This is a genomic window from Nocardia cyriacigeorgica, from assembly GCF_010868145.1.
GTDB classification, from domain to species: domain Bacteria; phylum Actinomycetota; class Actinomycetes; order Mycobacteriales; family Mycobacteriaceae; genus Nocardia; species Nocardia cyriacigeorgica_D.
Genome location: NZ_JAAGUY010000008.1, coordinates 47,977 through 62,444 on the forward strand (window position 1 = coordinate 47,977; position 14,468 = coordinate 62,444).

Here is a 14,468-nt window from a genome sequence, read left to right on the forward strand (position 1 = left end):
CGGGGCCGGTTCTGCGGCGGAATCCGAACCACTCGCGGGCTGCTGCTCGGCCCGACTCGCGGGTGGGGTGGGATCGTCGGTAGCGGGATCAGCCGCGGGTTCCAGCTCGGTTTTGTCCGGACCGATCTGCCGTTTCCGCCAGCGGCCCGGGTCGCGTTGATCGTAGGACTCGTAGACGGTGATGGTCTCGCCGGAGAACCGCGCCATCATCGCGGCGTCGATCATGTTCCGCACACGAACGAACTCCGCGCTCATCAGGGGAAATGAATCGTAGATGAGGTAGACGGCGACGGTGCCATTGTGAACGCGATATCGCACGGCCAATTCCACGGGGCCATCGGTCGTGTCGATCCGCACGATCCGGGCGTAATCGGCGTCCGCGCCCGCACTGATCTCGTCCGCGATACGGTTGTGATTCGCCTCCGTTGCTTCCACCGCGCGCAAAGTGAGTGAACCGGCCCCGGCAGCGGGTTCGATGGCGGTGACCAGTCCCGCCAAACCCGCCAGCGCGGGGTCCGTCATCCCCAACGACCCCAGGTGCCGGTCGACCACCACCGAACTCGCGTGCTCTTCAGTCGAACTCGTCGGCTGTTCCGGGTGGTGATGCTCGAAGGGGACCGTGCCCGGTGGTGCGGGTTCGACCGCATCGCTCGCCGTGGTGGCTTCCACCCGTGCTTCGCGCTCGAGCTGCCGCATGAAGTCGGCGTTCCCTGCGGCTGCGCCGGTTCTCGTCGAGGGGCGTGCTGGTGCGTTGGCGTCCGCGCCGGTGTCGAAGCGGACGGTCAGGAAGCGGGGGCGGTAGAGGCTGACGTCGTCGAGGACAAGCTCGGGGCGACGCCCCGCGGGCCAGTCGGCGGGTACCGCCCAGTTGACGTTGTAGGAAACGACAAGTCCGCCGGGGCCACGATCCAGCTGCGGGTGTGCGAGGGCGTTGTAGGTGTAAACGCCTGCGTCGCCATATGTTCCGTATAGGCCGGTCTCGGGCGTGGTGTAGAGCACCGTCTTGTCCACGAACGGCCCGAACGGCGTCGGCGCGGCGTACGCGACGATATCGGCACTGTAGATCTGGGTCGCGTCATTGGTGACGAGCAAGTACCGGTCACCGTAGCGGACAACGCTGAACTCGTTGGCCATTCCGGTCATCAGATCCACTGCGGCACGCTCGTCGGCGCTCCACACGTTGTCGCCCGTGTAGTACTCCCAATCGCCCCTCAGACTGTCACCCGTGACACGGGCGATACGCAGCGACCGATGGCCACCGCCATGGTCGTGTGCTCCGTAAATGTAGGTGTAGCCGTCGGCACGGCAGAGGGCCGACGCCCATGACACGCCCCATGACGATTCCCGCACGGTGACATCGACGGGCAGGGCCGGGTCCGCCGCGTCGAACCGTGCGATGACCAGCCCGTCGGATCTCTTGTCGCCACGAAGCTCGCTCGGCCGGTAGCGTCGATAGGCGATCTCGACGAATTCACCGGCCACCACGGCATCACCGGCCCAGTAGACGGCAGGGCCATCGTCGGTGGGTGGCTCCAGCACCGCCAACGGCGTGTCCGCGGTGCCGCCGAATTTGGTCGTGAACCGTTCTCCGTCCTGGATCACCAGACTGTTGCGGACGAACGGCGTCTGGCCACCATGCTGACGCACGTTCGCTCGGGAACCGTCGGGATTCACGGTGCCGAGGAAGGTATCGGAGAAGATCCACAGGGTGCGGCCGTCGGGCAATTCGACTGAGAAGGTGCTGTCCGCGCCGGTCCAGGTGAGCTCGCTGGAGTTGTCGTTGCCGTATGCGGTGAACAACTCCGTGAGCCCATCACGATCCACCGAGACGACGGCGGGTACCCGCGAGGGCGGACTACTCGATCCTGACGAACCATCATCATCGGATCGAGGTGATCGCCCTTGATCGGGCAGCTCGGGCCCTCGATGGAGTTCGGCCAGGTCGGCGAGGTCGCGCAGGGTTCCGTCGAACGTGTCCGCGAAATCCGTATCGAGGAACAGGATACGAAGGCTTTCCTCGCGGGTGTGCATCGAAACGATGTACTCCGCGAGAGACTCCTGCGCGTTGGACAGTGCGGAGTGAAGCCGGCTGACCGTCTGGGCAGCATCCCGCGCCGCATCGGACTCCGGAATGCGCCGGGCGATGACGTCCAAGGCGTAGTCGAGTTCATCCAGCGAGCCGACCGCCGCCGCCGAATGACGGGTGCGGGTCAGATGGTAACGCGCGAGGGTGAGCAGATCCCGCACGTACGGCGCGGCGACCGCGGCGAACTCCGGGTCTCGGTAGTCGCGCGCCCTGGCGAACACCGCCATACCCTTGCCCACCGATCGGTGGGCCGCGACCAAGCCGGGCTCGAAATCGGTCCCGAGCCTACTCACCAGATACCTGTCGACCTCCGCGCCCCAATTCGTGGTGATGTCACCCGCGAGGAGATGTTTCTCCAGGTCGCCGGCCTTCTGGAGGCCGAAGTCCAATGCATCCCAGAACTTCTCGGATGTGCTCGCCGGAAGCGCCGCCAGCACCCCAGCCGGCATCGTGGCCAAGTTCCCGCCACGGCGGAACTCGAAAGCCATCCACTGCAGATGCTGGGGAAAGTGGTGCAGCGCGCTCAGGACGGCATGGGGATTGTTTTCGGCCCATTCCGGCAGCGGACGACCCGACACTTCTGGCGCCGCCATCCCCACCACGTGATACACGGCGTTGGCCGTCTCGGCGAGCTCTTCCACCTCGGGGATGAGGTCGACCACCTGACGCGCGAGCTCTTCGGCGACGGCGGCGCCGGGGAACTCGCCGAGGGCCTCGGGTGCCTTCGCCATCAGATCGGCAGTGCGCTTGCGCAGCAACGCGTTCAACTGTCGCGCCGATTCGATGACCTCGTCGACCTGCGGTGGCTCGCCTCGGCGGAACCCAGCTGCATGCTGCTCGGCCGCTGCACGCAGATCCGTCATGAGCTGCCGGGCAGTTTCCGGATCCATTGCCGCGACCCAGTCCTCGAGATCCGCGAACGTCCGGGGGCTGTCCGGGGGCGGATTGTCCGAGGATGCCCATTCGGCGCCGTCGTGCGGGTTGTGGTGGTAACCCAGCCACGGCGTCTGGTTCACGAAGGTGAGCTCCGACCCGAAATCCTTGGATCCGCGACGCTGACCACCGCTTCCGCCGCCACGGGGAGACTGTGGTTCCGTACGACCCGCCGGCGGTATCGTCCGACTCGCGGGTTGTTCCTCGCGCAAGCCCGCGCGGAGCATGGCGAATGTCTTGGAGCGCACCTGGTGGACAACACGGCGGGTGGTGGACAGTCGGCGCCACGCGGATTCATGCGGTTCGCCGTAAAGCAGCACCAGGACGCTGTACGACTGCCGTTGCGGTGACAGGTTTCCGACCACCCCAGCAAGACGCGTCAGATCGCCGTTGATCAGATCCGCGATGTCCTGCGGCAGTCGTGAGTGCACCTCTGCTGCCAGTCGCGCGTACTCGCGGGATCCGGCCGGGGGGAGCGAATTCACCCATTCCGACAGGGCGGGTGCGGGATCGGGCTCGCTGAGCGCGACAACGAGATAGTCCTGAACGTCGGCGCGGATCACCTTGGCGGTGGCCTTGGAACTGACGTCGATCTCGGACATGGCCTGCGCCATATCCTGGCCCAACAGGTACCGCGCCTGCGCCCAGCGTTGGTGTTTGCCCGACAGGGTGCCGATGGCGTCGAGCAGGCGCCCCAGGTCACCCGCCATCGCCGTCCTGACCGGTTCCGGCAGCCGCGTCTCGATGGTGAACAGCAGCTCGAGGTATTCCGGCGAGCCGACCGGTGGGAGCTCGTCGATTCCGAGTCGGAATTCGACGATGGTGCGCGCATAGCCGTCGGGGGGAACCAGACTCGCGACCCACGACACCCGCAACGCTGTGACCACGTCCTTGGCCGCAAGCCTGCGCAGGGTCTTCATCTGCGTCTGATTCGACAGCCCCAGCGCGCGTTGGGTATCAGCATGACTCCAGCCGCGCAACACTCGCAGCTCGAGATACTCGGCCCGGTCCGATGGTAGCTCCGCGAGGACCTCGAGCAACCGTGCCAGGTCACCGCCAAGGAACGGAAGGACTTTCTCCGGCAGCCGCGCCTCGATCGCCGCTCGCAGTGCGAGGTACTCGGGGGTTTGCTTCGGCGGCAGTTGATCCACGCCGGGCCGGAACGCAGGACCACCGTCCGCGGTGGGCCGGTCCTCCGAGATGACCTCGTCGAACGCGTCGGATTCCTCGGTGAGCGCCGGCTGGGGCACGCCGAGGGCCGCCGCCAGCGAATGGACCAGCCCGCGTACGGTGTCTTGCTCGACAAGCTCGACATAGTCCATGGGCTTGCCGAGCTGGGCCGCGGCATCCCGCGACGACAGACCATGGAGGTAACGAAGTTCGGCGATCCGCCGTCGTTCCGGGCTCAGGTCTCCTAGCGCGGCTCGGATAACCGCCCAGCCCACGCCCGCGAAAGGGTTCGTCGCCGACACCAGGTTCTCGTGCCGCTGGACAGCCGCCGCCCACAGCCGGTCGCCGAACCGCCGCGCGCCACCAAGGACCGCGATTCTGGCCGAGTTGCCCTTCTCGACGGCCGCCGGGGCGGGTTCGCCGGTACCCAACCGGATCCGGTCGTCGAGCGCATCCCTGTTCTGGCCGAGCGGCACCTGCTGGCGGTCGGCTGCGGATCCACCGGTGTCCTCCGCGTGCCGCCGGTGTGGCGCCGCACCGGTGAACCGGCCGTCGGTCCGCAGGAAGTCGACGAAGAAGGTGGTGCGGCCCGAATCGGCCGCGATCTTCTGCTCCAGCAAGCGCATGAAATACGTGCGGTCCCGGCCCGTTTGCCCGTCGAAATAGCGGACCGCACCGTCGTCGACGACGACGTTGAGCACGTGACTCGACGGGTTCGCGCCGTCGGCGTCACGTTGTCCATAGATGACGAGACCGCGTGCGGACGTACTGCCTTCCCGCTCGGCGGCGAGCAATTCGCCATCGATGTCGCGCATACTGCGCACCACCCGGAACTCTCCCGAGTAGTAGCCCTCGAAATACGACTGCCGCGCAGGAGCCTCGCCGTCGGGCCAACTCAGCGTCGTCGGCGGCGCGGGAGCGGCAACATAGTCTTGCCTGCCCGCCAGCGCGAGGTCGGTGACGACGGCGACCTCCGCGCAGTTCGTCTCGCCACCGCCCGGGTTCACCCCGCGCACCTGGTCCAGCAGCGGATCCGGCCGTGCGGCAAGTCGACTCATGGTCGCGTCCAAGGCCATATCGGCGCGGCGGTAGCGGTCAACCGCAGCGCTCAGCGCTGCGTCCGCGGGCTGTCGGAGAACGGCGTCGATCTGGGTGACCGTCGGCAACCCGATCAGCGGCCCCACGCCTGCGACTCGCATCATCTCCATCAGCGCCGACCGCCATTCGGAGGCGGTGTCGAGGTTGGCGATCAGGGATTCGATCAGCCCTGGGGGCGTGGTCGGCGCGGCGTCGCTCAACACCACGTCCAGCAGGTCATCGAGCCGCTCTTTCACCTCCCGCAGTTGCCGCGCCGCGTCCGGCCACAGCGCCTTGCCCGGGTCCTTACCCTGTTCGACGAGCTCTTCCAGCGTGAGGTTCCGGTCGGCGAGTTCCTCGGCCAGCGCCGCGCGAACCATGTCCAACTTCACCGGATCGAACCGATCAGGCACATACCCGCTGGCCCCAGCGCGCTCAGCCGCTCCCACCTCGACGGCACCGGCGAGCGGCACGTCCGTGCCCGGGTCGCGCGGCGTCTGCTCCCCGGGTTCAGGCGGGGTCAACTCAGCCGGATCGGCCACTACGACCAGTGCGACGACGATGCCGTTCCGCTCGGCGATGGTTCCGGTCACCGACAACCGCGCACCCCTGGCGGCATCGACTACATCGGCTCGGAAGGTGTCACCCTCCAGATATGTTGTGATATCGATGAATCGGAGATCGGAGACCAGATCGGGCAGGTTTGCCAGCATTCTGTACACCGCGCTTTCCGCGGCGCGCTCCACCTGCCACGGCTCTTGCGCCACAGTCGCCGCCATACCGATGGCGGCGACATCGGTATGGCGGGCCACCACCGCGGCACGATAGATCGCGTCCCGTGCCGCATCGACAACGACAGCGATATCACCGACGACACCGTCATCCCACAGCGGCGAGCCCACCGGGCGTTCCATCGGGGGAAAATCGGGCGCCACGCCGAGCGTCTGCAATCCGATGTAGGCGCACAGATCTCCGTCGGGATCGGCCTGTCCCAGTGGCCGAGACCGGCTCTCCGTGCCGAAGAACCCAACGCCGACAACGGTGTCCGGAAGTATCGAAGGCAACAACACCTCATCGGCATCGAGACGGAAACTCATCTCGCCGATCGGGTCGATATCGGCGTCCGGCCCCAGTGAGGTGCGCGTCTGAAGCTGTCGAAGAGCGTGCTCATCCGTTCGCAGAAACTCGATTTGGCCAAGCGTGTTCAGGTACGGGCGGATCGATTCGGTCACCTCCTCGTCCGCATATGTGTCGAAATAGCGAACTCGGCCATGATCGTGGAAGACGTTCAGCAGATGCTGATCGCCGCCGTCGCGTGGCTGGTACCGAAGAATTCCGCGAGCGAGGTTCTCGCCCTGGAGCAGGATCCGTTCGAGGGCATCCACATGCGGATAGTTGAGGAACTCCGTGGCGAAGTGGGTATCGACCGGGCCGTCGGGAACGGCCCATCGGGTCTGCTCGAGGGTCTCGGCGGAAACCCCGAAGGCGATGATCTTGATTTCGGCCAGTAGCGCACTACTGCGACGGTCAAGGGCGCCGCGCGGATTCACGCTGCTGATCACGTCCCGGAGCGAAACCTCACCGCCGGGCCGGTCACCGGCGGCCTCGGCCGCGGCGACCTCGATCGAGGTCAAGCCTTCGACGACAACGGCCGTGCGATTCAGCACCACCCAATACCCGTATTGTCCGATCTCGTAGGCGTCGTACCCCCGCGCCGCCGCGAAGCGGCCCAGGTCCCGCAGCACCTCCCGGCGGTGCTGCAATTCCTCGCGGCGGGCCGCAGTGCGCCAGGGCCACGGCGTCCAGCGCAGTTTTCTCTCGATCGACGCGAGCGCGGCCGTCTGTTGTTTGCGTAGCGTCGCGACGTCGATTGTTTTCGCGTCGGGCCGCAATGCCATCCGGACCAACCCGCCGCCAACCTCCCCGGCGCCGTATCCGTCGGCGATGTTCCTCGTGGTCGCCGCATACGTTCCGTTGCCGTGAACCCCCTTCCCAGGGAAGTAACTGCCTGACCGGAACATTTCGACGTAGCTCGGTTCCTTCAGCCCCCGAAAGAGTTCGACACCGCCCGCCTCGATGACCGCGTCGACGTCGTCGGCTCCGGCTATTGTCGGCAATCCGTGAAAACCTTGGTGCCTCCAGATCAACGCCATACCATCGTCGCGGCGCTCGTCGGGGTGGATGGCGGCATTGATCGTCTGGTAGTCCAGTGAACCGATCAGGTCCCGCCCGGGAATGCGATTGCCCACGCCGATGGGCTTCTCGAACTGCGCCAGGACATCGGGAAGGTCTCGAGCGAGCGCCGAATGCAGCTCACCGTCGCTCGCCATGCGGGTGAGCTCGTCGCGAGTTACCCACCGCGCCGCCCGGATTTCCCCTCCGTCGACTACCGGATCGATTCGAGACTGAGCGTCGGCCGCGAGATTGTAATACCGCCACGTCCCCGGTCCATCGAAGACATGGGTGCCCCGGTATGCCAGAGTATCCAGATAGTCCTGGCGGACGCCCAGTTCTTCGCTCATCTCCCGGGCCACGCCGTTTCCGGGGAGTTCGGCCGAATCCATTGCGCCGCCGGGAAACTGCCACTTGCCGCTGGTTCCCTCTTGTACCAGAAGGAACCACTCGGTGCCCTCGTCGTCGACATACCTGATCAATACGCCTGCCGCGCCGTAACGGCCCCACACGCCCGGAGCCACCCAGCCGTCGCCGGACTCACCCGGATCGGCCAGGATTCGGAACACGCGGACGCCGTACCCCGCAGCGGGCATCGGAGGTTCGGTTTCCCGAGTGCGCGACTCGCGGATGTCGAATTGTTCAGGCGTTCCGGCCCTTTCCTGGATTATCGAAGCCGGTCCCGCTTGGTTGGCGGTCGTGTCCGGCTGTTGCGTCCGACTCGCCGGCTGATCGGATCGGTTGTCCGGGTCGCCCTCTGGTGTGGGGTCGGGGAACTTGTTGAAGCGGTTGAAAATGTCGGGGTGGTAGCCGTCCGGGCCGAGGCGACGGCTCGGTGTTGAAGGACGGGAGGTGCGGTCTGGTGGTGCCAGGGGGTTGACGTCAGGGGCGGGTTGATAGCTGACTTCTGGGCCGGGGGTCGCTGCGGTGCCGCCGGAGGTGCCGCGTCCAGGTCGGGCAGGTAGGCCTGGGTCCGCGGACCGCATGAACCCTTGGCGGGGATCGGGGTGGGGGTTGGGCTGATCGGGTGTCGGTGCGACCGGTTCGTGCCAGATCAGCAGGTTGGTCATGTTGTCGTGGTTGCCGGTGGTGTGCGCGTGGTCATTGAGCGCGGCGGCGACAGCGCGGTGATCACCAGGGGACTGTTCATGTGCCTGCCGGACGATCGCGGCGAGGTCGTCGGGCTGGTAGGTGTCGTGCCAGACGCCGTCGGTGGCGATGAGTACGTAGCCGCGGCCCTGCACCGGGATCTTCGTGGCATGCGATTGCGCGTCATCGGGGATGGGACGCCCCAGCGACCGGGTGGTCTGACCGGCGAACGAATGCTGCAAAGCCTCGCCCTCGGGCATGCCATCGGCGATCAGCATCGGCACGATGGTGTCGTCGACGCTGAGCTGCACCGGTGTACCGCCGTCCACCGGAAGCCAGTACACCCGGGTATCTCCGGCCGAATCGATGACGAGTGTGCCGGCTTGCATCACCGCAAGCGCGACGGTGGAATCCGGGGAATTCGCCTGTCCTGGGGTTTCGGCCAAGCCTCCTACCGCGGCCCGAGCTGCCGACATTCCTCGCCGTACCACCCGAAGGGGATCGAACTGCCCCGTGGCACCGAGGTCGGCCGACGCCTTGGACATGCCGGTGATTGCTGCCCGCACGGCCGTCTGCGCGGCCTCCCCGCCACGGGCCGAACCACCGACCCCGTCGGCGACCGCGGCGAGCTGGACCGGTTCGCCGTCCACGGTCACCGTCACGAATCCGAACGCATCCTCGTTCGAGTCGCGGCCACCGTGTTCCGGGCCCACGCCGAGGTCGCTGACGGCGGCAATCGGGCCCTGCGCCTTCGTGGAATGGTCGCCGGGCGCTGCCGGCATCCGGGTGGACGTGTCGCTGAATACTGCCTGGGCGCTGACCGGTTCCGACGTGGCTTCTTCGGATGGTGAGGCCGGCGCTCCGGCCTCAGGTAGGTCGATCGGTGCGGGTGCGCTGTTCACTGGGGTCACGTCTACGGCGGCCCACGGGCTACCGGTCGGCTGGCCGTGGTGTAGCTCGCCGACGGCCCGCTCGAGTAAGCTGTTGAATTTCGTGTACTGCACGAGATGCGTGAACACGAAGTTCCGCATGGTAAGCGGATAGGTAAACTTCTCCGGATCATTCTTCCGGCCGACGATCGATTTGTGCAGGAAGTGAACGATTTTCGCCGCATTGTTCAACGACGTCGCATCAGGGTATTGATAGGCAGCAGTTGCGAATGCTCGGTCCATCTTTTGTGATAGGTCGAATGCGGCCTCATGCTGCAGAGTTCTTGTTAGATAGTACTTTGTCAGCGTGAGAATGTTCTGCAGGAACGAACGATCGATTTCAGGGTGGTTCTGTTCGGACGTCGAATGCAGTGATCTGATAGCCTGACTTACATCTGCATCGAATCCGTTGACAGAATTGGATGCGAGATATCTGTCGAAGTAGATCGACCAGTCGGTCCCTTCGGTGGTTTGCATCTCGAAATGTCTGTCGAGCCCATGGATCTGGTCGATAGCATCGATGATCGGTTTAACGTGGGCCGGGGCCGGCAACGCATTCGATGGTAACGAGGATTCGCCGGACCACGGTGTGGCGTGCACGGCCTTCGTCATCAGATCGGCCATGCGCCCCAGGTGCATCGGAAGCGAATCCAGGAAGTTCAACTCGTGATACGGCGTGGCAAATGATTCGGGGGCAAGCGATGTGCCGAGCGGGAAGGTACCCGCGAGGTTGAACAGCGCATTCGCCGCAGAATGAAGTGCCTCGGCCTCAGGTATTCGATTCGCGAGATCACGAGCAGTCTGGAACAACGTCGAGTAGTCGGCGATGGAACCAGAATGTGTATGCGCATGGAAGTTGTGGCTTTCCTCCCACAGCGCCGCATTCAGCAATCGTGCTGCGCCGATCGCTGAAGCGGCCGGCGGTTGATCGCCGCGCTGGAAAGCATCGACGTGGGACGTGATCTCGGCAGTCAAATCGATGATCAGGCGCTGTCTCTCAGCGTCGGAAAGTGATGCGGCCCAGTCATGCAACTCTTGATGCGTTGCATCGAGTGGTCGCGGTGCGGCGTTGGCAACCGCGGTTGGCGTTGCGACATCGGCCTTGGCGCCGACTGGGGTTGTTGGACCCGCCACTACCGTCGCATGAAGCAGCCAATGGTCGTCGCCCATGTCTCTGGTCCGGTCGATGCGGATCGTCAGACCATTCGGAAGAAACTGGAATGGGAGGATCGCCGGCGCAGAAGGCAGGACGAACAATGGGAAGGTCGGGGTACCAGGAGGTACGGTCAGCACGACCTTGAAACGGACCCCCAATAGAGGCGGAGACACTCCCGTCATCGCGAGGCTCAGTTCGCGCAGCTGGAACTCGGTACCGGGCTCGATCGGGCCATTCGCCATGTCGACGAGATATGCAGGGAGGGTGGTGCTCACCACCATCGGCTCCGGCAGCGGTCGGCGAGCCAGAACGGCATTGATGGCTGCCAGGGTCTGCGTGAGCTCCGGCGTGAGCTCGCGTTCGCCGCGCAGGGCTTCATTCAGCTGAACGATGGATTCGTGCCCGAACGGATCGATCGCGTAGGGCCGCATCGCCGCGAGTTCCGCATCGGTCAGCTGCGGGACGACCTCGCCCCAGATCTCGCGCCCGTATTGCAGTCTGCTCGCGTAATCCGTCGAAGATTTCTTGGACTCGAACAGAACCCGTTCCGGCAGGGTTGTTCCGCCCTCGGCGGTACTGGGGTACGGGCTGCCGATCGGGTCCTGATCGGTGGAAGGCCGAAGGGTTTCGCGAAGGTGGCTGATCCGGCCTTCGATCGCATGCCGTTCATGCACGGCAGTTGCGTGCCAGGCTTCGACCGCGTGGTACAGGTGCGTCAAGAGCTGGAACCGGCGTGGGTCCGCGGTCTCAGGACGTCTGATGTGGTCGAGCAGTTCATCGAGCAGCTGACGACTCTCGATGAGTTGACGCGATGCGTTCGGCGCTACCGCATTGTGCGCGAACTCGAGAGAAATCCCGTTGCGGGCCGACCGGACTCGGGACTCGTCCAGGACATCCAGCAGCCCCGCCACGCTCGGATCGATAGAGCTGTTTTCATCGCCGTTGGGTCGGCCTTTGACTTTCCCCTTCTTGCGTGGCGCGGGTGCGTCGGGATCGACGGGGTGGAGGTTGGTGAGGTTGCCGTTGTCGTCGGTGGTGAGTTCGGCGACGTAGATCTTTTCGATGTCGTCGGCGTAGGGCAGTTCATATTCTTCGTGGGTGTCGCCGGGGGTGCGGGTGTGGATTGGGGTGCGGATGCGGACGCGGGGGATGCGGTCGGGGTCGTCGGGGTCGTCTTGGAGGACGCCCTTGGGGCGTTTGATGTTGGTGTCGGCGATGAGGAGATTTCCGTTGCCGATGTTGGTGGCGACGGCGGAGTGCATTCCCTTCTTTTTGCCGTAGTCGTAGAGGAATACGGTGCTATCGACGGGGCTGTCGCTGTCAGCGATTGTGTCGAGGTAGGCGGATATGGCGGCTCTGGGGTCACCGTCATGTGGAAGTTCGACGAGTTGAGCGCCGATGGCGTTGGCGAGGTGTTTGGGTTTGTTCTCTCCTCGTTTGAGTTTGGTGCCGTGGTCGAGTCCGAATGCCCATGTTGCTTGGGTGGTTTGATTGATGCAGTCGAGGACTGTGCGGGCTTTGTGACGGCCGAAGAGGCGTTGCAGGACAGTCCAGGCCCCGACTGCGCCCGCTCCCACAGCGAGCGCTGTCCCAGCGGGCCCCTGCCCCCACAGTTCGAGGGCGCCGCCGCTGGCCAGTCCGCCAAGTGCGACGCCGCCGCTCATCGTCATACTTCGGGTGGCATTCGCCTGCCCCAGTACTTCAACCGGGGTCTTCCTGCGCGAATAGGTCCCGATAGGGATACTCGTCGCGCCGATGACCGCCCAACCGGCCCCGAGTGCGCCCGAGGTCAACCAGAGATCGTCGGTTACTGCCGGCACAGCGGCGGTCGCGGCCAGCGCGGCCAATCTCATCGTGGAAAGGGTTTTGATCCGAATGTTTTCCGTCCATTTGGTGCGGACGAAGTTTCCCAGTACGGCTCCGGTGGGAACCAGTGTCCCTACCAAACCCATCTCTGTACCCGACAACCCGGAATTGACGAGCAGCATGGTGAACTGCCCGCCCTGCATTCCGAGGTAGAGATTTGTGAAGGCATGGGCATTGTTGATATAGCGGAGCATGTGATCGCCGTAGATTGTACGAGGCCCCACGACTATGACGTCACGTATTTGTTCTCGAAAGGTATTACTTCTTGGTTCGGTTTGAAGCTCCGGCACTCCGGGCATCGTTGCAAGATTGACGACGTTCGTTCCGAGATTAAAGAGTGGGGCCACAAAGGTGCCGATCTCCAGCGCGACGGGAGCGGCCAATCTCGAGAAGACTCGGGAAACATTTTGTTTGAGGTTGTTGTACCGGCTCAGTCCATCTTGTGCATCGCCCGCCATCTTGTTGAGTACCTTCGCGGAGGCGTTTCCGTAGACGACGGAGGCGCTGGCTTCCACGAATGTGGTTACGATGAGGATGGGGACGGTGTAGGACGTTCCCGACGCGAGCGCGCCCGTCGCTATGGCGGCTGTGCCTGCCCCCACGAATGCACTGCCCCACATCAGCTTCCGCGGCTGGAAGTGGTCGGTCAACCACCCTGCGATCGGCGCGCCGGCAAAGGCCGGCGCATTGGCGAGTGCCCCGACGATACTCGCCACCAAGGGTCCGGAATTTTCCATGAGCCATTGGTCAAGTGCTACGACCATGACCGACGAGCCGGTTGCGTTGAGGAACTCGGAGCCGAACCGCATGCCGACTTTGCTGTCGTCGCGAACCAGCTTCCACAGCGAGGTGATCGGCTCGCCGACTTCGGTGGTGGGTTCGGCACTGGAATTGTCCGCGGCTGTGGGCGGCGTCGCGGGCTCCGGCACCTCGAGCTGTTGCCCGGAGTGCGTGCCCGCCCCTAGCGGCTGCCCAGGTGGCGGTGTAGGGCTGGGCTCGGATCCGGCGGCCGGAGACGCGGGGCGAGACTCGGGTCCGGGTTTGCGGGCGTCACCGTGCTTTCCGGGCTCGTTTCGAGGTTGCGGGTCGGGGATGCCTTCGTTGAAGCGGTTGAAGACGAACGGGTTGTGTCCATCGGGTCCGACTGCACGGGTCGGCTTGGCGACGAGGGTGTGGCGGTCGGGAGCGAGATGGTTGGCCTCTTGGTTCAGGTCGCTGTGCTCGGCGGTTTGCTCATGCCGGTTCTGCGCGCGCGCCCGCTCCGCTTCGGCCGGTCGGATTTCGCGATCGAACCGCGCCTGCCATTCCGCGTCGGACTCGTTGTTCGGTAGCGGGTAGCGTCCGCCCTCCGCCAGGTCGGCGAGTCGCAAGCTCAGCGTATCCAGGTACGCATCCATCAACCCCGGCCAGACGTCATCGGTTTCGAGCAGTTCCATGGCCCGTGTCTGCAAGAGATATGCGGCGACGAGCAGCTTGTTGAGATCGTCGAATCGGTCGACGTCGGCAAGCTCTTGCCGGTCATTGCGCGACGCGAGTTCTCGACGCAGATCGTTGGCGGCCTCGTGCCATTGCCGAGGAGTTGCCTCCGCATCTTCAGCGACGGGCAGCTCGAACCGCTCGGCCAGTTCGTTGCGGAGGCGTTCGAGTTCTTCGATGACCTCGGGGAGGGTGAGGGACCGCGGTCCCGTGTCGTCCTCGAAACTGTTCTGTACCACTTCCAGCCGGGACATCACGCCCTCGAACCAGGTCGTCCGGTTCAACCGTGTGAAGTCGGACTCGAGGGCAGCTATTCGGCTGTGGATCTCGGCGAGTTCGGCTTGCGGGAAGCTGTGTTGCCGATGTTGTCTGCCATCGTTGCGCCATTCGACGAAAGTGTCCGCGAAGCCTGGGACCGGCCACCTATCCGTGAATGCGTTGCTATGGTCTATCGGAATTATCCGGACGCCGTGGTCGATTCCCAGATTCCCGCCCTCATAGCGGTCCCACGGCC

The 14,468-nt window shown here is 64.8% G+C and carries 1 protein-coding gene (running past both ends of the window); it reads right to left on the bottom strand.

This entire window lies inside a single protein-coding gene on the bottom strand: locus tag GV792_RS12395, encoding an MFS transporter. The 62,850-nt coding sequence extends 31,041 nt beyond the window's left edge and 17,341 nt beyond its right edge, so the window shows coding positions 17,342-31,809, spanning codon 5,781 (partial) through codon 10,603 (complete); reading right to left, the first codon wholly in view occupies window positions 14,464-14,466. Both the start codon and the stop codon lie outside the window.